Origin of the sequence: Rhodanobacter lycopersici, from assembly GCF_040812335.1 — a bacterium.
Lineage (GTDB): Bacteria > Pseudomonadota > Gammaproteobacteria > Xanthomonadales > Rhodanobacteraceae > Rhodanobacter_A > Rhodanobacter_A lycopersici.
The window spans coordinates 262,448-287,188 of sequence record NZ_JBFOHK010000003.1 but is presented as its reverse complement, the minus strand read 5'-3'; the positions used below and the strand labels follow the sequence as shown (position 1 = coordinate 287,188).

Here is a 24,741-nt window from a genome sequence, read left to right as displayed (position 1 = left end):
TGCAGGGTAACCGCAGCCTCGGCGGGCGCGTTTGATCGTTCTTGCGGGCAATCCGGTCCGCGGGTGTGCGGCTTGCGCATGCTCCTGCCCTGGCACAGGCAGCCGATCAGCTCCTTGCGCAACTCGCCGTGCGGCACCGGGCATGGTGCAAGAAATTCCGATCGCTCTCACCTGCGGTGTTGGCTGAAAAAGCGATTGATATACGAGGATGCCCCCCATAGAGTGCCAGCAGGGGTGAGAGTGTCTTGTTCACAACATGGGAGAGTGTTATGCGCGTGAGCAGAATTGCATTTTCCGGTCTGTTGTTCATCTCGCTGGGCGTTGTGTCACTGGGTGTCGCGGCGCAATCGCACAACATGCGTTACATAAGCTACGTAGTCGGTCAGAAAGTTCCGGACCAGATGCTTGCGGATGACAATGTCATCAAGAATTACAGCCACTACCACGTGAGCAAGCCACAGGATGGTTATGAGTGGATACATGGCAACGAAGGCAATATTCTGCTGGTTTCGGTGAAATCCCATATCATCAGCAAAACCCAGTATCGACCGAATGTCGTGCCGGAATCCAAATAGCAAATATCAAGACAAGCACCGGGAATTGAACTGAAAATACCGCTCAAAGGGGACGGTGCCTGCGAATGACAGGCACCGTCGAGCGGCTTCAATGGAGTCGGTTCACCGGTCGGCAGCAGGGTTCATCCATTTGCATTGCGGTACGCCGGGCCTCCCGTCGCCGATCGGCGATATTGCGAGTTATCGCACGGGGAATGAGTGGCTGAACGTGGATCTGGCGCTGGCTTGTGCCGTGATGACTGCCCAGACACCGAAAACGGGTCCTGATTGGCGTCGAATGTCAGTTCATGAATCCCCGTTCGTGCTGAGCGTAGTCCGCGATAGCGGATGGAGTCGAAGCACCGCCATGCGCGGGCCGGACCGATCATTTTCTTGACGAGTTCGACCATGGCCGGCCCGGGATGGCCGATGGAAAGCGGGTGCGATGGGAGGGGGCGTCCGGCCGGATTGAAGGGGATGGCTTCGGCGTATAGTGGCGCGGAACACGACGCCTGTCGGGGCCGCGGTGCCGTGCGTGTCGGGGGAATCCAATGTCACCAGGTGATGCGAGCTTTTCGCCGAGCCGGCGCGACGTGTTGCGCATGATCGGCCTGGGGGCCGGTGGTGCGGCGATGTACCAGGCCATGTCGGCACTCGGTTTCGCGCGTGAATCCGCACGTCTTCCCGCGCGGCTCGGGCGCGCGCCGGCGGGCACCTCCGTGCTCATTCTTGGCGCCGGGCTGGCCGGGATGACTGCCGCCTACGAATTGCGCGAGGCGGGCTACCAGGTGCGGGTGCTGGAGTACAACGGCCGCCCAGGCGGGCGCAACTGGTCGCTGCGTGGCGGCGACAGCTATGTCGAACTGGGCGGTGCACGCCAGGATTGCCGTTACGACGAGGGCCTGTATATCAATCCGGGGCCGTGGCGGATTCCATACCATCACGGCAACCTGCTGCATTACTGCAAGCTGTTGCGCGTGCCGCTGGAGGCTTTCGTCCAGGTCAACTACAACGCCTATCTGCATGACAGCAAGGCGTTCGGCGGCAAGCCGCAACGCTATCGCTTCATCGATGCCGACTATCGCGGCAGCGTGTCGGAACTGCTGGCCAAGGCCGTGAACCAGGGGGCGCTGGATGCGCCGCTGGACAAGGAAGACCGAGAAAAACTGCTGTCGAGCCTGCGCAGCACCGGGGCGCTGGATGCGAACTACCGCTACGTGTTCGGCGACGCCAGCAGCGATGTGCGCGGCTACCGGAAGGACCCGGGCGGAGGGCCCGACGGCAAGCCGGTGTATTCGCAGCCGATCGGCACGCACGAGCTGCTGCAGTCCGGGCTCTGGTCGCAATTGTTCTGGGCCAGCATCTACGAGATGCAGACCACGTTGTTCCAGCCGGTCGGCGGCATGGGCCGCATCGGCGAGGCGTTCGGGCGCGAGCTGGGCAACGCGATCGAGTACCACGCCAAGGTCACGCGCATCCAGCAGAACGCGCATGGCGTGACGGCCTATCACGTGGATGCGCGCGAGCCGGGGCCGCTGCGCCAGGCCCGCGCCGACTGGTGCCTGTGCACGATCCCGCTGTCGGTGCTGGCGCAGATTCCTATGAACGTGGGCGAGGCCATGACGGAGGCCATCGCCGCCGTGCCCTACGCGGCCGCGTTCAAGGCCGGGCTGCAGTTCAAGCGCCGGTTCTGGGAGGAGGACGATGGCATCTTCGGCGGCAATACCTATACCGACCTGCCTGTCGGCAACATCAGCTATCCGTCCTGCGATTACCAGAGCCCGGGCAAGGGCGTGCTGCTGGGCGCCTACACCTGGGGCACGCCGGCGCTCGAATTCACGGCCATGACGCCCGCGCAACGGCTGCGCGAGATCGTGCGCCAGGGTGCGCAGATCCATCCGCAGTACGAGCGCGAATTCGACAACGGCGTGACCGTGGCCTGGAACCGGATGCCTTTCGTGATGGGCTGCTATGGCGAATGGAGCGATGCGCTGCGCGCGAAACATTATGACGACCTGTGCCGCATCGACGGTCGCATCGCGCTGGCCGGAGAACACGCGTCCTGGTTGCCGGCCTGGCAGGAGGGCGCCATCACCTCGGCGCTGGATGCGATCGGGCGCCTGCACCAGCGCGTCACGGCAGGAGCGTCGGCATGAACACCCTATCCCGCACGCTTCTCGGTGTGCTGGTCGCTTGCGTTGGAACGGCTGCTGGCGGCACGTCGAATGCCGCCGACCAGGCTGGTCCGATACTCGATGCCGGGCAACTGGCACAGGCCAGCGGGCAGCAGATCTTCGAACACATCTGCCAGGCCTGCCATATGTCCGACGCGCGCGGTGCCAGCGGTGCCGCACGTTTCCCCGCATTGGCCGGCGACGCGCGCCTGGCCTCGGCGGATTACGTGATAGTCATGGTGTTGAACGGCAGGAGCGACATGCCTTCGTTCGGGCCGCGCCCGGACTATCGGGGGCTGGAGGCATACGCGCACACCGACCTGGATGATGCCGCGATCGCGCGCGTGGTCAATTACGTGCGCAGCCACTTCGGCAATCACTACCGCGACACGGTCACGGCCGCCCAGGTTGCGGCCCTGCACCCTGCACACAAGGGTTCGCCGTGAGCCAGGCGCCTGTCGTGTTGCTGGCGCAGGTCGAGTCCGGCATGCAGGCCGAGGCCGCCATGCTTTCCGGGGAACATGTGCCATGGATGGATCGACGCCAGCGCGCAGAAGCGCCGGAGACAAAGCTTCCCGAACCACGTGACATCACTCAACGCATCCGGAGCACGCCATGACGAGAAAGGTTTTTTCTATCGGCCTCGCGTTTCTGCTGGCAATGGCCGGCCTGGGGAATATCGGGGCGGCCCGGGCGGCAGCCACGGGCAGCGACGTCGCCGCCATCGACCAAGTGATGGATCAGGCGCAGGCAGCGTGGAACCGCGGCGACGTGGTCGGCTTCATGCACTGCTACAAGGATGCGCCCGACACCACCTTCGTCGGCAGCAGCGTGCGCAAGGGTTACCAGGCGGTTCTCGCCGGCTACCGCAAGGCCTACGCCAACAAGGCGCAGATGGGTCAGCTCACGTTCTCCGCACTCGACGTGCGCCTGTTGCCGGGTTCCGGCGGCGAGGTGCGCTACGCGATCATGACCGGCCACTACCATCTCGATCGCAACGCCCACGGTGAGGCGAGCAAGGACGACGGCGTGTTCTCGCTGGTGTGGGAGAAGACGCAAGGCGGCTGGAAAATCATCCTGGATCACTCCAACTGAGGCAGCCGTCGATTCGCCAGCCTGGGCGATGTGCCAACCGGGTACAGCCCGGTGTTGTGAGGCTGCCGATGCGCCGCAGCAACGCGGGGCGGATCGGCAGCACCCTGTTCAACGGAAAAGGTACCAGGGGCAAATTTCTGGAAACTGGCTGAGTGTTCGCATTGTTCCCGACGCGATTCTTCGGGCTCACCTATGTCATGTCAGCCGGTTGCCGGCTTGCCGGTGAACACCGCCAGTTGGGCGGCGAAAGCACGCTTGAAGGCCGGCCGTGCTTCGCCGCGGGCGACGTAGGCGGCGAGGTTCGGGTACTCGTCCAGCATGCCCGAGGGCCTCAGCCGCAGCAGCGCGTGCACCATCACGAGGTCACCCGCGCTGAACGCACCGTCGAGCCACTCGGCCTCGCCCAGGTAATCGGAAAGCTCGCCCAGGCGGGCGCGGATGCGATCCTTGATGAGCGGCAGGCGTTCCGCGGTCCAGGGTTTGTCGCCTTCCGCGAATTTGGCGGTTTGCAGGTCAATGATGGGCGGCTCGATCGTGTTGAGCGCGGCGAACATCCAGGTGATCGCGCGTGCCCGGGCGTTCGCCTCGTCCGGCAGCAGGCCCGCATGGCGCTGCGCGACGTGGAACACGATGGCGCCCGACTCGAACAGGGCAACGCCGCCTTCCTCGTAGGTGGGAATCTGCCCGAACGGGTGCAGCGCGCGATGCGCGGGCTCCTTCATCGCCTTGAACGAAACAAGGCGAACGTCATAGGGCTGGCCCGCTTCTTCGAGCGCCCAGCGCACGCGCATGTCGCGGGCGAGTCCCTGGCCGCGGTCGGGGGAGCTTTCAAAGGCGGTGATGGTGGGGGTCATGGGGCGGCTCCTGAAGATTCGATCAGCGATAGGGTTCGGTTGTATGAAGCCCCTCTCCCGCCGGGAGAGGGGTTGGGGTGAGGGTTCGGGCATGGCGCGACGCGCAGGATCCGATATGCCTGCATTGTCTCGCTCCGCCCGAACCCTCATCCGGCCCTTCGGGCCACCTTCTCCCGGAGGGAGAAGGGAAGCGAGTCAGCCGCGCCGCGCCGCCTCGATCGCGGCGATGTCGATCTTCGTCATCGTCATCATCGCGTCGAACGCGCGCTTGGACGCGGCGGGATCGGGATCGGTGATCGCGGCCAGCAGGACGCGTGGGGTGATCTGCCACGACAGGCCCCATTTGTCCTTGCACCAGCCGCAGGCGCTGGCCTGGCCGCCGTGGTCGATGATCGCGTTCCACAGGCGGTCGGTTTCGGCCTGGTCATCAGTGGCGACCTGGAACGAGAACGCATCGGTGTGCGGCACGCCGGGGCCGCCGTTGAGGCCCAGGCACGGGATGCCCATGACCGTGAACTCCACCGTCAACACGTCGCCCTGCTTGCCCGCGGGATAGTCGCCCGGCGCGCGATAGACGGCGCCCACGGCACTGTCCGGGAAGGTCTTGGCGTAGAACGTGGCGGCGTCGAGTGCGGTGCCGTCGTACCAGAGGCAGATCGTGTTCTTGCTGGTCATTCCGGTTCTCCAGGTTCAGGGGCAGGGGATGCCTCTCATCTCTGTGACGAACGGTGGATGCGCAGATCGACACCAACGGCGCCTTTGAGGGCCGGTTGCGGTGAACGTGGGGAGGACAGGGGGCGCCGTCCTCGCAATGGCGTGGCCTGCACACACCCATTCCCGACCGCGCCGGCTGCGTATTCCGGCCTTGTTGGCCATGCGTCCCGGTGATGGCCGGACATTGGCGCCGGTGCGGATCGCTTATGGCGTCAGACGGCTTTCCGGGTGGCCGGCAGCAGCTCTTGGCATCAGGGCGACCAGGGGCACCCCGATCGCCACCAGGATGGCGGACATGCCAAACAACTCCGGGCGGCCGCTGACATCATGGCCGGCCTGGACCAGCATGACGCCCGCGTGCGCGAAGCTGGACCATGCCGTGAACCAGATCAGGCTGCGATGTTCGGCTGGGTTTCGCGCCGCGGCCAGCAGAAAAACCCCGAGCGTTACATAGAGGCTGAGGAACATCGGCACGAGGTCGTCGGCGTGCTGCCAGACCCACAGGGACATGACCAGTGGATAGGTGCCCGCCAGGAAAAACAGTCCGCTCACGACCATGACGAATTTCAGTGCCCACTTTCGAGACATGACCCACTCCCGCGAGCTCGGCGATGCACCGTGAAGCTACTCCCAAAATGCCTGCAACAGGAGATGCCTGGTCGCTCCTAAGAAAAGCGCAGTATCCCCGGCCATGGCTTCCGGCCAGAGGTCGCCGGCGCCGTGGTCGACGATGGCCGGATTGCCGGTCAGGCAGCACCGGTATCAGTATCTGATGAAGTCGACGAACGCGCGCAGCGGTGCGGGCAGGTGCTTGCGGCCGGGGTAGTAGAGATACGGGCCACTGAAGGCTTGCCACCACGGCTTGAGCAGCGGCACCAGGGCGCCGCTGTCGAGGTGCGGCTGAAGCCAGGCTTCAAACAGGTGGATGATGCCGAGCCCGTCCAGCGCGGCGGCGACGGCGAGGTCCACCGAGGCGCCCAGGCGCACCAGCAGGGGACCGTCGGGATCGACGCGCACGATCTCGCCTTTGCGCTCGAATTCCCAGGTCGGGATGGCGCCGCTGGCGAATCGACCGCGCAGGCAGGCGTGCTGCAGCAGGTCGCGCGGGTGCCGCGGGCGGCCGCGCGCTTCCAGGTAGGCCGGCGCGGCGGCGGTGGCCATGCGTTGCACGCGCGGGCCGATGGGCACGGCGATCATGTCCTTTTCCAGCCGCTCGTCGTAGCGGATGCCGGCGTCGCAGCCGGCGGCGAGCACGTCCACGAAGCTGTCCTCGACGATGACTTCCAGCCGGATGTCCGGGTAGGCCTTGAGGAAGGGCGTGACGATGGCGGGCAGCACCAGCCGCGCCACCGTGGCCGGCACGTTGAGCCGCAGCGTGCCGGCGGGGCGGTCGCGGTAGTGGTTCACCACGTCGAGCGCGCTTTGCACTTCGCCCAGCGCGGGCGACAGCCGTTCGGCCAGGCGCTGGCCCGCCTCGGTGGGGGCGACGTGGCGCGTGGTGCGGTGGAGCAGGCGTACGCCCAGGTGCGCTTCCAGCCGGCGCACGCTCTCGCTCAGGCGCGAGGCCGACATGCCGCTGCCGCGTGCGCCTTCGCGGAAGCCGCCAGCGCGCACCACGGCGAGGAAGGCGAAGAGATCCCGCAGGTCTGTGTCCATTGTCCCGATTCCCGCACGGCCCGTGCCGATTGCACGGGATTATCGGCCAGGTGCCCGTGGCGTACAGTGCAGGCCTCGGCGCCACCTGGCCGCCCTTGTCCGGAGACGATCATGAGCAAGCTGACGAACGCGGGCACTTTCGCCCTGGGCCGCCGTACGGTGAACCGCATGGGCTATGGCGCCATGCAACTGGCCGGACCGGGCGTGTTCGGGCCGCCGAAGGATCATGCCGCGGCGCTGGCGGTGCTGCGCGAGGCGGTGGCAAGCGGGGTGGACCATATCGACACCAGCGATTTCTACGGCCCGCACGTGACCAACCGGCTGATCCGCGAGGCACTGCATCCGTATCCGGACGACCTGGTGATCGTGACCAAGGTCGGCGCGATACGCGGTACCGATGCCTCGTGGAACCCGGCGCAGAGCCCGGCCGAGTTGGTCTCCGCCGTGCACGACAACCTGCGCCACTTGGGCGTGGATGCGCTGGACGTGGTGAACCTGCGCGTCATGGGCAACGTGCATGCGCCGTCCGAGGGCTCGATCGAGCCGCAGTTCACCGCGCTGGCGGAACTGCAGCAGCGCGGCCTGATCCGCCAGCTCGGCCTGAGCAACGTCACCGCGGCACAGCTGGCCGAGGCGCGCGGCATCGCCGAAGTGGTTTGCGTGCAGAACCATTACAACCTGGCCCACCGCGAGGACGACGCGCTGATCGACGAACTCGGCCGCGCGGGCATCGCCTACGTACCGTTCTTTCCGCTGGGCGGCTTCACCCCGCTGCAGTCGGACAGCTTGTCAGGCGTGGCCCATCGGCTGGGCTTTACGCCGATGCAGGTGGCGCTGGCGTGGCTGCTGGCACGCGCGCCCAACATCCTGTTGATCCCGGGCACGTCCTCGCTGGCCCACTTCCGCGAGAATCTGGCGGCCGCGGCGATCCGGCTCGACGGGGAGGCGCTGGCCGAGCTGGCGACGATCGGCGCCCACGCCTGACCGCAGCGCCTGCCGCGGTTCAGTGCCTGGGCACCAGTTCGCCCATCACCTTGCCGTTGGCGTCCAGCATCTGCAGTGACGGCGAGCCGTCCTTGGCGACCTTCATCACGATGCGCGGATGGCCTTGCAGGTCGTCCATCGCGAGCTGCACGCTGCCATCGGTGTTGCGGCCGAGCACCATGCGCCGGGTCGGGCCGCCGTGCTCGGCGAAGAAGGCCTTCAGCCTGGCCTGTTGCTGGTCTTTCGGCAGGTTCTTGATGGAGTCCACCAGCTGGATTTCTTCCATGATCGAATAATCCGGGTAGTCGTTGAACTGCAGCTTGGTGTAGCGGCCGTCCTTTTCCTGCTGGGAATCCAACGCCATGGTCTGGTCCTGCTCGTAGGCGTCGAAGGACAGGTGGCCGTACGATTCCTTGGTGCCGTCCTTGTTCTTCTCGCCGCCGAAGATCAGCCCGCCGTTCTCGGTGCCTTCGTCGTTGTAGAAGATCATGCCGGCGGCCTTGCGGTCGGGGTGCGGATACTCCTTGCCCTTGATGATGATGCCCGGCGCGGTGGCGGCGTCGGAGATCACCAGCCGCAGCGTGCCGTCGGGTTCGCGCACGTTGATGCGGTGCACGTCCAGTTCGTCGAGCGAGAGCTTCTTCGGCGTCTGTGTGAAGCCGCTCAGCACCGTGGCGGCGAATACCACCGTGAGCACGCCGGCATAGATCGTCAGGAAACGCTGGCCGATGGGTTTCATGGGCTTTGCCTCTTCGCTGTTGGACGGGATGGCGGCCATGGTCACACACGGACCGCCTGGATAGCGAAGTCGGGGGGGCACGGCAGAAGGTCCAGCCGGGCGGCTCAGTCCGCCAGCACGCGAAGCACGCCGGGCAGCGCGCGTGGCATCGCTCCGGCGACGCCGCGGAACCGGGCGGCGGTCCCTGGTCAGCGAACGGTATCGATCGGTGGCGAACGCATGAAAGGGAAAGGGCGCCGGGAACCTTGTTCCCGGCGCCCTTTCCCGCCAATCGCCCCGGCCCGCTTCCGGCGGGACTAGCCGCCAGCCGCCGCAGCGGAGGAGGCGGCGCTCGCCGGCGCAGTGCCCTTGTGCTTGTGCGGCGCCATGTGCTGCCTGGCGCCCTGGTTCCGGTACATCGCGTCAGCGGTCTGCTTCTGCGCGGGGGACAGCACGGCGTACACGGCGCTCCACGCGGAGGCGAGCTTCTGCATGTCGTCGGCATGCATCTGGGTGAGTTCCGCGTAGGACTTCATGGCTTCGTCGGCATTCATCGTCGGCAGCTTCTTGGACCGGTCATGGAACGCCATGGCCGCCTTGCGGGCGTTGTCGCGCATGGTCTGCGCAAAGGCATCCCATGGCTTTGCCTGCTGCTCGGTGATCTTCAGCTGCGCGTGCAGATCGCTGATGCGCTGTTCCACGGCGTCTGCGCGCCGTTGCGCGTGTGTCTTCCCGGCCGCGGCCTTCGTGGCGGCCGTGCTCGGGGTGGCAGACGTTTCCTGTTGTGCCCAGGCGGCCGTTGCAACGAAGGCAAAGGCAAGCAGGGCAGGCAATACGACGATACGGATGGCGCTTTTCATGGATGATGCTCCGATTCACGTGGTCGGATCGACAACGGCCAGATGCGGGTCCGTCGCCGTGCTCAGTTGCCGTAACCCGGAGGCGGCGGTGGCGGCGGCGGGTTGTTGTTGTCGTAGTACACCACTCCCGGCGGCGGCGGCGGTGGTGGCGTCGTGTAGACCACGGTCGGTGGCGGCTGGGCCGCATTCGAATTGGCGATCACCGCGCCGGCGACCACGCCCAGCAGGGCGCCGGCAATCACCGCTGTGCCGTTGCCGCCACCGCCACGACGGTAATCGCGACCGTGGTACTGGGGAGCCGGCCGCCCGCGATAGCCACCATGCCGGTTGTACTGCGCCTGTGCCGGCAATGCCGACGCCGTCATGGCGACGGCGACCAGCGCGGCGGCGATCTGACGGGACAACGAATGTCGAGAGGTGCGAGTCATCGACGAACCCTCCTCATTGATGAAACGGTTACCGCATGCATCGGCCAACACCGGATGCCTGCGAGGCCATGGAACAAGGCGTTGACATGGGCCATGCCAGCAACGCATGGCATGCCGATCACCGTTTTCCGAGTGTATGGCAGGTCATGTGAGGATTGATGCAACACGCACCGGCGGGGGAAAAGGTGTCCAAGCAAGGCGCCAGCGGCAATTTTCCCGGGCGGAGCGCAAGGAATTGCACCTGACGCCAAACCGGTGGTCCGCATAGGGGGCCGTCCTGGGGGCGTCCGGACGCCTTCGCGTCTTCCATGCGCATGGCTTGAAGTATGCCGTGACCGCCATCGAATCCCCTTTTGCACGATCTCGAAGTTGATCGCCCACAGTCGTCCGTGCCAGGCGGAGGCCATTGCCATTGTCTGAACATGCGCGAGGGTGACGCGCGGCCGGTTCGGGTGGTCCACTTCATCAGCGGGCGCACCTGCACTTGCTCCGGCTAGATGGCGCCGTGCCTGCTGCACGTCCACCGCTCTGGCAAAAGCAACGGCCCGCATTGCCGCGGGCCGTTGCGACGGAACATGCGGGTGCCTCAAACGCCGGGACGGTGCCTTTCCTTCACCTCGCGAAGAAGTTCAAGCATATGTTCCCGTTGCGCGCGCCGTTTCTGCTCCTGCGCTTCAAGCAACTGCTGCCGCCTCGTCATCGGCCGCAAGACCCGGTCCGATGCCGCCGTCGACGACGGATGCATGATGTGCGTGAAGTAATGGACCCATGTGCGGAAGTGCAGCGGCGATTGGGGTTGCGATTCGAGTTTCATGGTCAGGACCTTCCTCGCATTCCGCGGCCAGAGCAGTGAATCTGCGCCAGCGATCGTTAGCCGGCGGTGATGTTATCGATAACGCATGTACCCGAGACGGAAAGGCTGCCGGGGACCATTTCCAGACCCGGTCCATGCATCGGCCTCGCCGCGGAAAGCCGGCCCCGAACCTGCTCCGGCGGTCCTCCGACTCCCTACAGCGCCACCTTGGGCCTGGTATGCCGCGCCCCCATGGTTCCGGAAAGTGGCTGGCGATGACGGAGCGCGTAACATGAAATCCTTCGGCAAACCGCCGCAGGGCGAGCGACTGGAGCGGCTGCGCGACCTGCCGATGTGGGACGGCGAGCGGTTGCGCAATATCCATCCGGTGCTGCCTGGCCTGCGCGATCCGCAGGCCCCGCGGCCGACCCTGCGCGAGTTCCTGTGCGGCGACGAAAACCGCACGCCGCCGGAGCCGCTGCCCGCGGAAGATCCACGCGGCGCGTGGTTGCGGAAACCCGCGAGCGGACTGCGCGCCACCTGGCTGGGCCACTCCACGGTGTTGCTGGAGATCGACGGCTGGCGGGTCCTCACCGATCCGGTGTGGGGCCAGCGCGCTTCGCCGTTCACCCTGCTCGGGCCGAAGCGTTTCCAGCCGGTGCCGGTCGGGTTGCGCGACCTGCCCGCGATCGATGCCGTGGTCATTTCGCACGACCACTACGATCACCTGGACTATCCGACGATCCGCGCGCTGGCGAAGTCGAAGGTGCCGTTCGTCACTTCGCTCGGCGTCGGCGCACACCTCGAAAGCTGGGGCATCGCGCCTTCGCGCATCACCGAACTGGTGTGGTGGCAAAGCCATCGTGTGCCCGGCACCGGTCTCACCATCACCGCTGCGCCTTCGCAGCATTTCTCCGGGCGCGGCCTGAAGGACCGCAACCAGACCCTGTGGTCGTCGATGGTGATGGCCGGCGATCGCCACCGCGTGTTCTTCAGCGGCGATACCGGGCTCACCACCGAATACGAAACGATTCGCGACCGGCTCGGCCCGTTCGACCTGGTGATGTTGGAAGTCGGTGCGTTCCACCCGTCCTGGGGCGATATCCACCTTGGCCCGGCCAATGCACTGGCGGCACATCGGCTGCTCGGCGGCGGCGTGCTGATGCCGGTGCACTGGGGTACGTTCGCGCTGGCCACGCATGCCTGGGACGAGCCGGTCGAAGACCTGCTCGCGCTGGCCGACCCCGACGACACCGCGTTGCTGCTGCCGCGTCTCGGCGAACCGGTCGAACCCGTCGAGCGTCGCGAAGTGGAGCCGTGGTGGCGACGCGGTCAACCCGTCGACAACGTGTCCGCGATCAAGCCGGATGCCTCCGAGGTCGCCATCAGCGACCAGTTGAGCGGCCAGTTGCCCTGGCCGCTGGACTGATCGGCTCAGCCCGGCAGGCTGAGCACCGGCGCGAAGCCGCCGAAGATCATGCGCTTGCCGTCGAAGGGCATGTCGGTGCCGGGCGCCATGCGCGGATCTTTCATGCATTTCGCCATGCCGGCATCGCGGGTGGCCTTGTCGGGCCATTCGATCCACGAGAACACCACGGACTCGTCCTGCTTCGCCTGCACGGCGCGGCGGAAGTCGGTGAGCTTGCCGTCGGGCACGTCGTCGCCCCAGCACTCCACCACGCGCGTGGCGCCGAATTCCAGAAAAAAGACGTCGAAGGTGTTGGCGTGCGCAATGAAGCGCTCGCGGTTGGCGTTGGGCACGGCGATCACGAAACCATCGATGTAGGACATGTGCAGTCTCCCGCGGGATGCGGCGACCGGAGTGGCCGCCTTCCTCCTGGCGACGAACCGGTGCATGCAGGATCGACATGGACCGACACCCAGGCGATTCCTGGCCGTGCTGGCCCTTCTGATCTGGCCAGTGTGGCGCGGTGGTCGGAAAGGAACATCCAGTCGATGGGCGGTGGCCTTCGTCCAGTGGAACCGCGCGCCGTGCGGATCACGTTCCGCCAGATACGGATGCTGCCGAACTATCGCATGACTGGAATCCACGCGGGACCGGCGTGTCCGCTGCGTCCGATGTCCGCTGCAAGTGTCCGCGGACGGATATCCGTTTTTGACGGTCGGTGCAGGAATGGCTTTGGAATGCGGTTTCCCGGGCTTCGTCTGTGTTGGCACGGTGCTTGCCATATCCATCTCGAAAGCTTCATTACCTCACTCAAAGGAGAGCCATCATGAAATTCGAGACCGTGCTGCTGCAAAGCCTGTTCAGCGTCTGCCTGCTGATCTGCGTGATGACCGTCGGCGGCATGTTGCTGGCGTAAGCGGATGACTTCTTGCCCATGCGGGCAAGCGTTGCAGACGTCAGTCTGCGCGCCGCCATCCGGTGGTTTGTTCGCCGGGTGGCTGCGGACAATGTGGATCGACGTGTCCGGCGTGATGCCGGCATCGAGCGCATCGTCCGCGCGTGTCGCGCGGGCCAAGGCCAAACCCCTGGCAGGCCCGTGCTTTTCCCCCACTGATAAACCAAGGAAGTGACTGATGAACACCATTTTCCCGATCCGCTCCTTCTCGCGTCGCATCGCCCGCGGTCTGGCCGTGGCCGGTGTCATGGGGGCATTCGCCGTTGCCGGCATCTCCACGGCGAGCGCGCAGGCCACTGCGGGCTCGATCTTTGGCAAGGCACCCGCTGGCTACAGCGTTTCCGTGCGCAGCGACCTGACCGGGGTCGGTCGAACGGTAACGGTGGATTCCAAAGGCCGTTACTTCGCACACGAATTGCCGAATGGGACCTATACGGTCACGCTGAAGCAGAGCGGCGAGGCGATTGCCAAACATCTCAACGTGCCCGTGACCGTGGGTCGTGGCGTCGAGGTGGATTTCCAGTGCGGCGAGATCAAGTGCGACGAGGTCGCCAACGCGAAGTGAGGCACGGGGCGCGGATGCGCCCCGGCGAATGAGAAAGGCCCGGCGGGGAACCCGCCGGGCCTTTCTTCAGGCGATGGAGGCAGCGGATGTGTCCGCAAGCAGGAACCCCAGCGCTTCCTCGCAGGCCCCGTCCACTTTCAACGCGAGCAATTCGTCCGCGCGGGTGCGGCCCAGCGTGACCGCGGCGACGGGCTTGCCGGCTTGCGCGGCGGCATGGGCGAAGCGGTAGCCGGAGTACACCATCAGCGAGGAGCCGACCACCAGCATCGCGTCGGCGTCGCGGCAGGCGGCCATGGCGGCGGCCACGCGCTCGCGCGGCACGTTCTCGCCGAAGAACACCACGTCGGGTTTCACGATGCCGCCGCAGTGCGGGCAGGGTGGCACGTCGAAGCTCGCGAAGTCCTGGTGGTCCAGGTCGGCATCGCCATCCGGTGCGTCGGCGGCGTCGAGGTCCGTCCAGTCCGGATTGCGCTCGATCAGGGCGTGCTGGAAGTCGTGGCGCGGTCCCCGCCAGTCGCAGGCCATGCAGCGCACGGTGTCGAGCCGGCCGTGCAGGTCGACCACCCGGGTGTTGCCTGCGCGCTGGTGCAGGCCGTCCACGTTCTGCGTCACCAGCAGTTCGATCTTGCCTTGCCGTTCCAGCGCGGCCAGCGCGTGGTGCGTGGCGTTCGGCTGGGCGTGGCCGAAGCGGCGCCAGCCCACCATGCTGCGTGCCCAGTAGCGGCGACGGGTGGGCGGTTCGTGCATGAAGGCCGTGTAGGTGACTGGCGGCGTGCGCTTCCACTGGCCATCGCGGTCGCGGTAGTCGGGAATGCCGGACGCGGTGCTGCAGCCCGCGCCGGTGAGCACGAACAGGCGCGGGTGTGATGCGATGAAGCGTTGCAACGGAGTCATGATGAGCCAAGCCTGTCTGTAGGAGCGCACCCTGTGCGCGAATAGCTTTGGCGCTTGATCGAATTCAAAAGCCAATCGCGCACAGGGTGCGCTCCTACACGGGGCGGTGGTCAGCCCAGCGTGGCCATGTCGATCACGAAGCGGTATTTCACGTCGCCCTTGAGCATGCGCTCGTAGGCCTCGTTGATGTCCTTCATCGCAATCATCTCGATGTCGGAGACGATGCCGTGCTCGGCGCAGAAGTCCAGCATCTCCTGCGTTTCGCGGATGCCGCCGATCGCGGAGCCGGCGAGCCGGCGCCGCCCGAGGATCAGGTTGAACACGTTGGGCGAGGGGTGCGGTGTGGCGGGGGCGCCGACCAGGCACATGGTGCCGTCGCGCTTGAGTAGGGTGATGAAGGCATCGAGGTTGTGCGGTGCGGCTACGGTGTTGAGGATGAAGTCGAAGCTGCCGGCGTGCTGCGCCATCTGCGCGGGATCCTTCGAGATCACGACTTCGTCGGCGCCGAGACGCTTCGCGTCAGCCTGCTTGCCGGGCGACGTGGTGAACAGCACCACGTGCGCGCCCATCGCGTGGGCCAGCTTCACGCCCATGTGGCCGAGGCCGCCCAGGCCCACGATGCCCACCTTCTTGCCGGGGCCGGCCTGCCAGTGGCGCAGCGGCGAATACGTGGTGATGCCGGCGCACAGCAGCGGCGCCACGGCGGCGAGCTGGCTGGCCTCGTGGTCGACGCGCAGCACGAACTTCTCGTCCACCACGACGTTCTCGGAATAGCCGCCCCAGGTGTTCTCCTTGCCGCGGCCGTTGTAGGTGCCGGTGAAGCCGTTCTCGCAGTACTGCTCCTCGCCGTCGGCGCAGGAGGCGCAGTGCTGGCAGCTGTCCACCATGCAGCCCACGCCCACGGTGTCGCCCGGCTTGAACTTCGTCACGTGATCGCCCACGGCCACCACGGTGCCCACGATCTCGTGGCCGGGCACGGAGGGATAGAGCGTGTTCCGCCACTCGTTGCGCGCGGTGTGCAGGTCGGAGTGGCACACGCCGCAATACAGGATGTCGATCTTGACGTCGTGCGGCCCCGGCTGGCGGCGCTCGATGCTGAGCGGGCCGAGCGGCTGGCTGGCGGAGGCGGTGCCATAGGCGTGGGTCTGGGTCATGCGGGTTCTCCGATGCGGGGGAGCGGGGCAACTCGACTAGCTTACGCCTCGCGGCGAAAGCGGACGGCAGCGGAAGTCATGGGGACGCTCGTCACGCTTCAAAAGGCCGACTTGCGAACGGGCCATTGAAGCGTGGCGGGGTGGTGCCCATCATGGCGGGACCGTCCCCGTCGAGAGTCCCCATGTCCGACTTGTCCGCGTTTGCCGTCAATCGCCGCTGGCCCGCGCAACATCCCGACCGCATCCAGCTGTATTCGCTCAACACGCCGAATGGCGTGAAGGTGTCGATCATGCTGGAGGAAACCGGGCTACCCTACGAGGCGCACCTGGTCGACATCGGCAACGACGAAAGCCACCTGCCGGAATTCGTGGCGCTGAACCCGAACGGCAAGATCCCCGCGCTGATCGATCCGCACGGCCCCGATGGAAAGCCGCTGGGCTTGTTCGAGTCGGGCGCAATCCTGATGTATCTCGCGGAGAAGGCCGGCAAGTTCCTGCCCGCCGATCCGGCGCTGCGCTGGGAGACGATCCAGTGGGTGTTCTTCCAGATGGCCTCGATCGGCCCGATGTTCGGCCAGGTGGGGTTCTTCCACAAATACGCCGGCCGCGAGTACGAGGACAAGCGGCCGCTCACGCGCTACGTCAACGAGTCGAAGCGCCTGCTCGGCGTGTTGGACGGGCGCCTCGCCGGGCGCGACTGGATCATGGGCGGCGAATACACCATCGCCGACATCGCCACGCTGGGCTGGGTCAACAACCTGATCACCTGGTACGAGGCACGCGAGCTGGTGGAGTACGACCGCTTCAAGCATGTCGATGCCTGGCTGCAGCGCGGACTGGCGCGACCGGCGGTGCAGCGCGGCCTGAAGATTCCCTCGCGTTGATGCACGTGCGGAGGCGTGGCCGATGAGCGGCTCGCTGTTCGCCCTGGTTGAGGCGCTGGAGCGTGAGCATGCGCTGGATGCGCCGGATCGCCTGCGCGAGCGCATCGAGGTGCTCGATCGCCTCGACGCACTGGTGGCCGCGACGGGCACGGGTGCGCTGCTGCAACGCGCGCAGGCGATCCGGCAGCGGCTGGAAGCGGCGACCGCGGTGCAGTTCGATGCCATCCGCCAGGCGATCCGCCAGGGCGACGGTGGCAATGCGCTGCGGCGCTGGTGGCATGCAGGCGATGACCATGCACGCCACTCCGGTGATGCCTACGACTGGCGGGACGAGCTGGTCAGCGGCGTGTTGCCGTTCGGCGAGCCGGACGAAGCATCGGCACTGGCGCCGGAGATGGTGTTCTACCAGCCCACGCCGGCACGGCACGTGTTCGATCTGCTTGAACGCCTGGCATTGACCCGTGACGACGTGCTGGTCGACCTGGGTTCGGGCCTCGGCCACGTGCCGCTGCTCACCGCGATCTGCACCGCGGCGCGCGGCTTCGGCGTCGAGATCGAACCGGCCTATGTGCGGAGTGCGCGTGCCTGCGCGCAGGACCTGCGGCTGGCAAACGCACGATTCGTGCAGGGCGATGCCCGCGAGACGGACTTCGCCGTCGGCAGCGTGTTCTATCTGTACACGCCGTTCACCGGAGCGATCCTGCGCAGCGTGCTGGATGCGTTGCGCGGCGAAGCCGGGCGGCGTGCGTTCCGCGTGTGCAGTTTCGGGCCGTGCACGGCCGTGCTGGCCGCCGAGCCCTGGCTGGTGGGCGAAGATGCGCCGGCAGCCAATCGCGTCGCGGTCTTCCGCACGCGAGAGTGAGTCGTATGCCCCGGTCTTGCCATGTGCGTAGCCTTGAAAAGCCCGTGCACATGGTCAGGATGGAGCGCTCGATGTGCTGCCAGCACCCTGGCCGAGGAACCCCATGAACCGCAGAACTCTGCTGAAGACCGCCTTGCTGGGCACCTCGGCGCTCGCTCTTCGTCCCGTGCTTGCCCGCAGCATCCGCGAGGGGGATGTCGAAGCCCGGCTGGCCGCGCTGGAGCGGAAGCATGGCGGACGGCTGGGCGTGGCCATCCTCGATACCGGCGATGGACACCGCTACGGGCACCGTGCGGACGAACGCTTCCTGATGTGCAGCACGTTCAAGGTGCTGGCGGTGAGCGCGGTGCTGGCGCGTGTCGACCAGGGTGCCGAACGGCTGGATCGGCGTGTGATGTTCGGTCGCGATGCCGTGCTCTCCTGGGCGCCGGTGACCAGCCACCGTGTCGGTGCGCCGGGCATGAGCGTGGCCGAGTTGTGCCATGCGGCGATCACCGTGAGCGACAACACGGCAGCCAACCTGTTGCTGGCAAGCATGGGCGGTCCGGCTGCCGTGACGGCCTTCGCGCGGCGGCTGGGCGATCTGCTGACCCGGCTGGATCGCATCGAGCCGGCATTGAATGTCGGCGCCGACGGCGACCTGCGCGACACCACCACGCCGGACGCCATGCTCGGCGACCTGCGTGCGCTGCTGCTCGGCAATGCGCTCTCCGTCACTTCGCGCGATCAACTGGCGGCATGGATGCGCGCCACCAGCACCGGTCTCGACAAGCTGCGCGCCGGCGTGCCGCACGGCTGGCAGGCGGGCGACAAGACCGGCAGCGGCGCCCACGATGAAACCAACGACATCGCGATCTTCTGGCCTCTGCAACGCAAGCCGCTGCTGGTGACGGCCTACCTGGCGGGCTCGGCGGCGGATGCAGACGGGCGCAGCGCTGTGCTGGCCGAAGTGGGGCGGATCGCGGCGTCGGTCTGAGCCCGCATCATCCCAGTCCGGCAGGCACGTGGTTGGGCTGGCCGCTTTCGCTGCCGGATGGGTAGACGTGATTGTGACGCGCGGGCTGCTCTTGTCGCGACGATGTTAAGTGCGTTTTCATGCAATGACTCCGGAATATCGACAAACGCCTGAGTAGGGTCGATACGCGAGCGCGGTATCACGGTTTCGCCGTGGAAGTGGAACGTGAGCTGCAGCAGCGCCGCGCTCGCACCCAACCCCGCAACGGAGACCCCACATATGAAAGGTTTAGTCACGGCAGGGCTGCTGGTTGCAGCTACGCTGGCATTGTCGGCGTGCGGCAAGAGCGGCGAGATGACACCCTCTTCCGGGGCTCCCAACAACGCGGCGAGCACGCATGCCCCGGCTACGCCGTCACCACCACCGGCGCCGGCTTCTGCTCCGAAGCCCGCGGCGACCAGCGCCGCGCCGCCTGCGCAGGCCCCGGCGTCGTCGGGTACCGCCGGGGGCGGAGCGAACCCGTAGCATTAAAGAGATCGAGAGATACCTCGAAACCCCGAGGCGTTCTTGCAGGCCATGGACGGCTCGCCACGATACGCACACGCATGATCGTCGAAGGCGGCCTGTACCGGGCCGCCTTCGATGATACGGAAACCAGCGTGGGATGGTTTTCGAGATCCACCGGAAGGTCGGCGATGGAGATCCGGAGGATCGGTGAGCCCACTCGGTCATTCAGCCGCCGGGGTGGTATGCGCACTCGGTACGCCCTTTGAGCTGGTCGGGCCAGAGATAACCGTGCGCAGGTCGCCGATGGCGTCGCAGCCATTGCGATGAAGCCTGCCGCCGAACGGTGGCACCAAAGACCGGGGTCGCGTTGGCGCTCCCGATTCAGCCGCTTTGAGCGGCGCACACAATTAAAGCCCCCGGGGGCTACTTGCCTGGCGACAAGGTCGGGAAAGGCGATGCACGCGGTGCGTGGAGCGAATCGGCACGAGTACGGCATTGCCCGAGCCAGTGTGATCCATCATTTTGCTGGGCCGTCTTGGCCATGGTGACGTGGCGGCGTCAGGCCTTGCACGCGCCCATCGGCACGGTCACGGGAATGGCGCGCACCAATTCCTCTCAATGCACCGGGATGATGAGGATCGCGTATGGCGTTCCGCCGAACATCACGAACGGCTTGTGCGTATCCGGGTTGGCTTGCTCCGATGGAAGGCCGGTTGCGTTGGCGGTCCCCGCATCCAGGATCATGACGTGCGGCGGGATGCGGATATAGGTTCTCATGCCTGGCTGCAGCTTGTCGGCCTTCGGGTCGATGTTGCTCCATGCCGAGCCGCCTTGCAGCATGTAGGACAGTCCCGGCCGGTCCGGATCGGGTGCGTGGCCGGCCATGATGGCTTCGCGCCACGCCATTCCGTTGGCGTCGTAACACACCGGCAGGCGCACGGGATCGGAGACCGTCATCAGGCAGGTCCAGCCGTTGGCACCGTGATGCAATACGGTTGGATGACCTTGGCCGTCGGGCACGATCACCGCGGCGCCGGCAGCAATGGCAGGCGGCGCCGCCGACAACGCCTCGCGCACCAGCGCAGCCGTATCGACCCGCGGAGTCGCGGCCAGCGCGACGCCCGTGCCCAGCAATCCGACGAAAAGAGCCATGCACCGCAACGCTTTCATGTTCGTACCCCGCAGATGGTGGTGGGGATCGCCTCGAGTCTTGCCTATGGATTGCTGAAGACCGCGCCGTGCGGAATGGCGCTGCCGTGCCGCCATCGCCCATGCATGTTCGTGGCGGACCGTCACCCGCCATTCTCTTCGTCGGCCGGTTCCGGCAGGGTCCACCGATCCGCTGCCCGGGGTTTCAGATAAAGGAAGTAGTACGGAAGCGCGATGGCGTAGATGCCAAGCGTCACCACCACTGGCAGCCACGCGGCGATGACGCTTTCGTAGATCACCACCACCGTTGCCAGCACCATCGCGATCGGCGGGATCGGCCACCATGGCATCCGGTACTCGGCCTTCCGGGTCGAACCACTGATTCGCCCGACCAGCGCGGCGAGGCCGACCAGCAAATACTGGACCAGAAGATAGGCACCCGACACGATCAGCAGCACGTTGAATGGCAGCAGCCAGACGCACAGGGCGCCCGCGACGCCCACGACAAGGGTGGCGGCGACCGGCGTGCGCAGCTTCGGATGCACGCTCGCCAGCGGCCGATTGATCCAGTCCGGCCAGGTGCGGTCGCGCGCGGACGAATAGAACAGCCGTCCAATCAGGATGATGTTTGCCAGCAGGGCGTTGATGACGGCGATGGCGACGCCGATGCTGACGATTTCATTCACGACACATCCGCCCCGCGCCCGCAGGAAGTACGACATCGGGTCGGCCGCGCCGAGCAGTCCGCTCATGCTGGGTGTGCCGAGCAGCACCGCGATCACCGGAATGAACTCCGCGGCGACCGTGATGGCCAGCGACCAGAGGATGGCGCGGCCGATGGTCGTACGGGCGCGCTTGGTCTCCTCGGCGTAATAGACCGCGGAGTTGTAACCGTTGTAGGCGAACAACGCCGTCGCGGTGAACGAGACGACCAGGCCCGCCGAGGCGCCGACCAGGATTCCGTGCGGCCCCATCGTGGTGGCGTGCCAGAGCACGGAAACCGGCTGGGTGGCGTGAACGAAACCCAGTACCGCCAGCACGGCCAGTGCGGCGACTTCCAGGAACAGGAAGATGCCCGTCACCCAGGCATTGGCCTTGATGTTGAAACAGGCGACGACGGCCGTCGCAAGGATCACGACGATGCCGGTCCAGGGGGAATCCATGCCCTTCCACACGACACCGAGGTAGGTGCCCACGCCGGACGCAACCACTCCAAGGATGCAAATGGTGCAAGCCATGCTCAGGAAAAGGAACGCGAGGCCATAGGGCTTGCCCAATGTGCGCGCGATGATCGTGTAGTCGCCCCCGGCAATCGGGAACGAGCTGGAAAGTTCCGCGTAGCAGAACGCAATCACCATGCCGATCAGCGCGGCGATGGCGAAGGCGACGGCCGCGGCGCCGCCGATCCCGCTGATCGCCGCGGGGGCGATGATGAACACGCTGGACGCCGGCGTCACCCCGGACAGCGTGATGAGGATGTTCTCCTTGAAAGTCAGCGAGCGGGAAAGATCCTGCGCGTACTTTGCGGTACCGGGAGGGTCGCACGGCAGATACGTACCCGGAGAAATGGAGGCGGACTCAACGTTCATGCGGGTGCGTCTTTCAAGGATTGCCGAACACGGCGCCGTGCGGCATCGCGCTGCCGTGCCAGCCGTCAGGCCAGCTGCGCGTCATGTCGATCGTCGCCGGGTCAAGTGTCAGTTTTCCCGTCTGGCGGTCGATCGTGGCGAACCGGACCTTGGTGTCGAGCGCCCCATAGCCCGTGATGACGAGACGGTCTCCGCCCGGTTCGAGCGCCAGCCAGTGCGGATATTCGTCCGGCGGCAGCAGGATGCGGCTGACCTCGTGCGGATGTTCCGGATCGCGCATGTCCAGACTCACGATGGCGTGCCCGCTTTGCGCGGCTTCCACCAGAAAGTTACCCGCGACCAACGGCACTTCGCACAAGCGATAACCGAAGTCATAGACATGTTGCAGCGCTGGATGGTCGCTCGCCAGATTCCGGACCAGGAACAGGCCGCAATTGAATGTCGGCACGACGACCGTCTTGCCATCGGCCAGCAACCGGGGTTCCGATGAATCCGCCGCCGTGTCGTAAAACCAGTCGGGTTGCGGCGGCAGCGGCATGGTCTTGATCAGCTTCAGGTCGGAAAGGCGCCAGACCTGGGCCACATGGCTGTGCTGCGCGCCCATCATGTCCCCGCTGCCCGTGACAACGCGATCGAGCTTCTCATCCACCGCCAAACTGTACGGGCGAATGTTTGGATGTCCGGGCGCGGCCGCCGAAGACGTCCTCACGGCCTTGCCTTGCGGATCGAATTCCACCAGTCCGCCCGCAGCGTGGTTGAACCCTCCGGAATACTGGAACGTCGCCAGGGTGTTGCCGTTGGGAAGGTAAACAAAAGAGTGCGGATAGCTGAAAGCGCCGACGCTGCCGAATTTGCGCAGGAGCCGCGGATGCACGGGGTCGCGAAGATCGAAGACGTAGGTGAGGTTCCCGAGCCAGTCGTTGGCGTACAGGACGTCGTTCGCAGGCTCGGCGTAATTCGTGTGATGCGCCATTACCGCCTCGCCGACGGGCAGCATCGCCACAAGCTTCCCGAACGAAGGCCCGGGACCGACGTCGAATACGGCGAGAAAGTCTTTGCCCAGTCCGAGTCGATCGCGCCTTGCAGCAATATCGGCCGGGGTCATTGCCGTATCAGCAACGTGAGGATGACTTGCCTCCATCGCCCAAACGAACAGATAGTGGCTGGAACCCGGCGCTGCTGTCGCAATCAACGGAAACATCAGAACCAGCAGCAAGCCGCTGAACATCGCTTTCTTCATGACTCGTTTCCTTGTTGATGGACGGCCGGTGCACCTTCGACGGCGCCTGTCGCGTCGATTGCAGCCAAGGGAGCGGCACTGGGTTCTTTGTCGATCCGGCCTGCAGACGGATGCTCGCTCTCGTCAGTTCATCCCGATCTGGCCCTGCATGGACTTGAAGATCGCCGCAGTGTCGTAGCCGATGCCGTCCTTGAACACCAGCGGCATGTGTTCGACGGCAGTGACGTCCTTCACCGGATCGCCGTCGATCACCACGATGTCGGCGCGCTTGCCGACCGCCAGCGAACCGATTTCCTTTTCACGGCCCTCGAATTTCGCCGCGTTGAGCGACAGGATTTCGACTGCCTGTGGAACCGTGAAGCCATCGACTTGCACCAGCAACTCGAGCTCGCGCTTGGACGAGAAACCCGGAATCACGCCGCCGTAGCCGGTCGGATCGCTGCCGCCCATCAGCAGGCCGCCGGCCTCGACGAAGCGCTTCTCCAACTTCCCGAGTTTGTGGAAAACCGCTTCGCTGATGAAAGGCGTTTTCTGCGTGCGTCTTATCAACCACATTTTCTCGTAGTGCTCACGCAACGACGGATTCAACAGGGCCAGTGCTGCCTGGGGAGCTTCCGGCTGGCCGGCAACCCCGGTCTCGAACACGGCCAGCGTGGACGTCAGCGCGACGTGCTTGGCAACCAGCAGCTTGATGAGCGACTCGACCGCAGGCGAACCGGGATCAAGTCCGGCTGCCGCCGCAAAGGTGGCCGTGTACCCCGGGCACTCGTCGGGCTGCTTGCCCTTGACGAAATCAGAGGCCACGAAGAATCCGTGTTCGAGGTTGTCGATGCCTAGATCCGCGGCTTCGCGGTAGGTCACCGAACAGAGGTGCCCGGTGATCTTGTCGTGATGCGCGTGGGCCGCGTCGATCGCAGCCTTCAATTCCGCACGGGTGATGTGATCGTAGGCCTTGAACGAGGTGACGCCCTCGCCAGCCCAGTAATCAACGGTGCGCGTGGCGTCGGCCGCGTCGGCCAGCACGTGCATGTCTTCCGTCAGGGATTCGGCGCCATTGAGGTAGGGGCCGGTCACATCGATGTCGGGGCCGATGCGCTTGCCGGCCTCGATGTCGTTGCGCACATTCACATCCGCATACGGCATCATCGAACCGGTGGTGCGGATGGTGGTCTCGCCGCCGGCAAGGTAAAGCGGCGGAAAACTGTATGGCATCGGGGTGTAATAGACGAACGGCGGCCCGCCGAAATTGCCGGTCGTATAGAACAGATGCTCGTGCATCATCACGAAGCCGGGCAGCAGGGTCTTGCCGTGGGCGTCGATCACGGTCGCGCCGGCCGGGACGGCGGTACCCGACGCGGGACCGAGTTCCGCGATGCGGCCCTTGTCGATCACCAGCGTCTGGTCGTAGGCCGGCGCGCCGCCCGTGCCGTCGACGATGGTGGCGTGGGTGAACGCTATGACGGGCTGCCTGTAGGCGACCTGGTTTTCCGGGGCAGCGTGGGCGAGCGAAACGAACGCGAACATCGTCGCGCCGAAAAGGAGCGAACGTTTCACGGCGGCATTCCCCTGTGGCGAGAGTTTCCAGGCCGCGAGCGGCGCGGTCGCCGGACTGCGAAACTCGAACGGCGGGATGGTATACCGTTCGATATGGCCTTTCATCTGGCCCGGCCAGAAACACACGGTGCGCAGGAACCTGCTGGCAGGCACGGCCGTCCGGACACCCAACACGGCACGCCCGGACGGTCGTCG

The 24,741-nt window shown here is 65.9% G+C and carries 25 protein-coding genes; 10 read left to right on the top strand and 15 right to left on the bottom strand.

Going from position 1 to position 24,741, the window contains the following annotated elements:
* The first annotated feature begins 275 nt into the window (after positions 1-275).
* The 4 genes from ABQJ54_RS12660 (at position 276) to ABQJ54_RS12645 (ending at position 3,823) form a co-directional block, all read left to right on the top strand.
* Positions 276-575: an RcnB family protein gene (locus tag ABQJ54_RS12660; RefSeq protein WP_367854671.1), complete on the top strand. Its 300-nt coding sequence runs from the start codon at positions 276-278 to the stop codon at positions 573-575.
* A 530-nt stretch (positions 576-1,105) separates the two neighbouring features.
* Positions 1,106-2,710 carry a flavin monoamine oxidase family protein gene (locus ABQJ54_RS12655; RefSeq protein ID WP_367854670.1) on the top strand — a complete coding sequence of 535 codons (1,605 nt, stop codon included), beginning with the start codon at positions 1,106-1,108 and terminating at the stop codon, positions 2,708-2,710.
* A complete protein-coding gene (locus ABQJ54_RS12650; protein ID WP_367854669.1) occupies positions 2,707-3,174 on the top strand; it encodes a c-type cytochrome in 468 nt (155 codons plus the stop codon). The genes ABQJ54_RS12655 and ABQJ54_RS12650 overlap by 4 nt, the downstream gene beginning before the upstream one ends.
* 169 nt (positions 3,175-3,343) lie before the next feature.
* Entirely contained in the window at positions 3,344-3,823 is a 480-nt protein-coding gene (locus ABQJ54_RS12645) for a YybH family protein (protein ID WP_367854668.1), read from the top strand.
* Positions 3,824-4,023: 200 nt separating this feature from the next.
* Here the strand turns inward: ABQJ54_RS12645 and ABQJ54_RS12640 are convergent, their stop codons facing one another.
* The 4 genes from ABQJ54_RS12640 to ABQJ54_RS12625 form a co-directional block, all read right to left on the bottom strand.
* A complete protein-coding gene (locus ABQJ54_RS12640) occupies positions 4,024-4,677 on the bottom strand; it encodes a glutathione S-transferase family protein (protein WP_367854667.1) in 654 nt (217 codons plus the stop codon).
* A 195-nt stretch (positions 4,678-4,872) separates the two neighbouring features.
* Positions 4,873-5,352, bottom strand: coding sequence for a VOC family protein (locus ABQJ54_RS12635; RefSeq protein WP_367854666.1), 480 nt, complete (start codon positions 5,350-5,352; stop codon positions 4,873-4,875).
* Positions 5,353-5,595: 243 nt separating this feature from the next.
* Positions 5,596-5,979, bottom strand: a complete 384-nt coding sequence (locus ABQJ54_RS12630) for a DUF6632 domain-containing protein (RefSeq protein WP_367854665.1) — start codon at positions 5,977-5,979, stop codon at positions 5,596-5,598.
* 174 nt (positions 5,980-6,153) lie between these two features.
* Positions 6,154-7,047 (bottom strand): LysR family transcriptional regulator, encoded by an 894-nt coding sequence (locus ABQJ54_RS12625; protein ID WP_367854664.1) that lies wholly within the window; start codon positions 7,045-7,047, stop codon positions 6,154-6,156.
* 111 nt (positions 7,048-7,158) lie between these two features.
* Here ABQJ54_RS12625 and ABQJ54_RS12620 point away from each other — a divergent pair, with 111 nt between their 5' ends.
* Positions 7,159-8,031: an aldo/keto reductase family oxidoreductase gene (locus ABQJ54_RS12620; protein ID WP_367854663.1), complete on the top strand. Its 873-nt coding sequence runs from the start codon at positions 7,159-7,161 to the stop codon at positions 8,029-8,031.
* 19 nt (positions 8,032-8,050) lie between these two features.
* Here the strand turns inward: ABQJ54_RS12620 and ABQJ54_RS12615 are convergent, their stop codons facing one another.
* The 4 genes from ABQJ54_RS12615 to ABQJ54_RS12600 form a co-directional block, all read right to left on the bottom strand.
* Positions 8,051-8,770, bottom strand: coding sequence for a hypothetical protein (locus ABQJ54_RS12615; protein WP_367854662.1), 720 nt, complete (start codon positions 8,768-8,770; stop codon positions 8,051-8,053).
* A gap of 296 nt (positions 8,771-9,066) precedes the next feature.
* Entirely contained in the window at positions 9,067-9,609 is a 543-nt protein-coding gene (locus ABQJ54_RS12610; RefSeq protein ID WP_367854661.1) for a Spy/CpxP family protein refolding chaperone, read from the bottom strand.
* A 62-nt stretch (positions 9,610-9,671) separates the two neighbouring features.
* Complete coding sequence (locus ABQJ54_RS12605) at positions 9,672-10,037, bottom strand: hypothetical protein (protein WP_367854660.1); 366 nt, start codon at positions 10,035-10,037, stop codon at positions 9,672-9,674.
* Positions 10,038-10,623: 586 nt separating this feature from the next.
* Positions 10,624-10,851: a hypothetical protein gene (locus ABQJ54_RS12600; protein WP_367854659.1), complete on the bottom strand. Its 228-nt coding sequence runs from the start codon at positions 10,849-10,851 to the stop codon at positions 10,624-10,626.
* Positions 10,852-11,122: 271 nt separating this feature from the next.
* Between ABQJ54_RS12600 and ABQJ54_RS12595 the strand changes: the two genes are divergently transcribed.
* Complete coding sequence (locus ABQJ54_RS12595; protein WP_367854658.1) at positions 11,123-12,259, top strand: MBL fold metallo-hydrolase; 1,137 nt, start codon at positions 11,123-11,125, stop codon at positions 12,257-12,259.
* A 5-nt stretch (positions 12,260-12,264) separates the two neighbouring features.
* On the opposite strand, the gene ABQJ54_RS12590 is transcribed toward ABQJ54_RS12595, so the two are convergent.
* Positions 12,265-12,621, bottom strand: a complete 357-nt coding sequence (locus ABQJ54_RS12590) for a DUF1428 domain-containing protein (RefSeq protein ID WP_367854657.1) — start codon at positions 12,619-12,621, stop codon at positions 12,265-12,267.
* Between the two features lie 750 nt (positions 12,622-13,371).
* Between ABQJ54_RS12590 and ABQJ54_RS12585 the strand changes: the two genes are divergently transcribed.
* Positions 13,372-13,758: a carboxypeptidase-like regulatory domain-containing protein gene (locus tag ABQJ54_RS12585; RefSeq protein WP_367854656.1), complete on the top strand. Its 387-nt coding sequence runs from the start codon at positions 13,372-13,374 to the stop codon at positions 13,756-13,758.
* A 66-nt stretch (positions 13,759-13,824) separates the two neighbouring features.
* Here ABQJ54_RS12585 and ABQJ54_RS12580 read toward each other — a convergent pair whose 3' ends face one another.
* Both ABQJ54_RS12580 and ABQJ54_RS12575 read right to left on the bottom strand, forming a co-directional pair.
* Complete coding sequence (locus tag ABQJ54_RS12580) at positions 13,825-14,652, bottom strand: NAD-dependent protein deacetylase (protein ID WP_367854655.1); 828 nt, start codon at positions 14,650-14,652, stop codon at positions 13,825-13,827.
* 110 nt (positions 14,653-14,762) lie between these two features.
* The gene (locus ABQJ54_RS12575) at positions 14,763-15,806 is read right to left on the bottom strand and encodes an NAD(P)-dependent alcohol dehydrogenase (protein ID WP_367854654.1); all 1,044 of its coding nucleotides are present in this window, start codon (positions 15,804-15,806) and stop codon (positions 14,763-14,765) included.
* 182 nt (positions 15,807-15,988) lie between these two features.
* Here ABQJ54_RS12575 and ABQJ54_RS12570 point away from each other — a divergent pair, with 182 nt between their 5' ends.
* From ABQJ54_RS12570 to bla, 3 genes are all read left to right on the top strand, one after another.
* Complete coding sequence (locus ABQJ54_RS12570; RefSeq protein ID WP_367854653.1) at positions 15,989-16,690, top strand: glutathione S-transferase N-terminal domain-containing protein; 702 nt, start codon at positions 15,989-15,991, stop codon at positions 16,688-16,690.
* Positions 16,691-16,712: 22 nt separating this feature from the next.
* On the top strand, positions 16,713-17,552 hold the full coding sequence (locus ABQJ54_RS12565) for a hypothetical protein (RefSeq protein ID WP_367854652.1): 840 nt from the start codon (positions 16,713-16,715) through the stop codon (positions 17,550-17,552).
* 103 nt (positions 17,553-17,655) lie between these two features.
* Positions 17,656-18,528, top strand: a complete 873-nt coding sequence (gene bla / locus ABQJ54_RS12560; protein ID WP_367854651.1) for a class A beta-lactamase — start codon at positions 17,656-17,658, stop codon at positions 18,526-18,528.
* Positions 18,529-19,629: 1,101 nt separating this feature from the next.
* On the opposite strand, the gene ABQJ54_RS12555 is transcribed toward bla, so the two are convergent.
* The 4 genes from ABQJ54_RS12555 to ABQJ54_RS12540 form a co-directional block, all read right to left on the bottom strand.
* Positions 19,630-20,310 carry a hypothetical protein gene (locus ABQJ54_RS12555; protein ID WP_367854650.1) on the bottom strand — a complete coding sequence of 227 codons (681 nt, stop codon included), beginning with the start codon at positions 20,308-20,310 and terminating at the stop codon, positions 19,630-19,632.
* Positions 20,307-21,752, bottom strand: coding sequence for an APC family permease (locus ABQJ54_RS12550; protein WP_367854649.1), 1,446 nt, complete (start codon positions 21,750-21,752; stop codon positions 20,307-20,309). Before ABQJ54_RS12550 ends, ABQJ54_RS12555 begins: the two co-directional genes overlap by 4 nt.
* 13 nt (positions 21,753-21,765) lie before the next feature.
* A complete protein-coding gene (locus ABQJ54_RS12545; protein WP_367854648.1) occupies positions 21,766-22,992 on the bottom strand; it encodes a YncE family protein in 1,227 nt (408 codons plus the stop codon).
* Positions 22,993-23,115: 123 nt separating this feature from the next.
* Positions 23,116-24,699: an amidohydrolase family protein gene (locus tag ABQJ54_RS12540; RefSeq protein ID WP_367854647.1), complete on the bottom strand. Its 1,584-nt coding sequence runs from the start codon at positions 24,697-24,699 to the stop codon at positions 23,116-23,118.
* Positions 24,700-24,741: the final 42 nt, after the last annotated feature.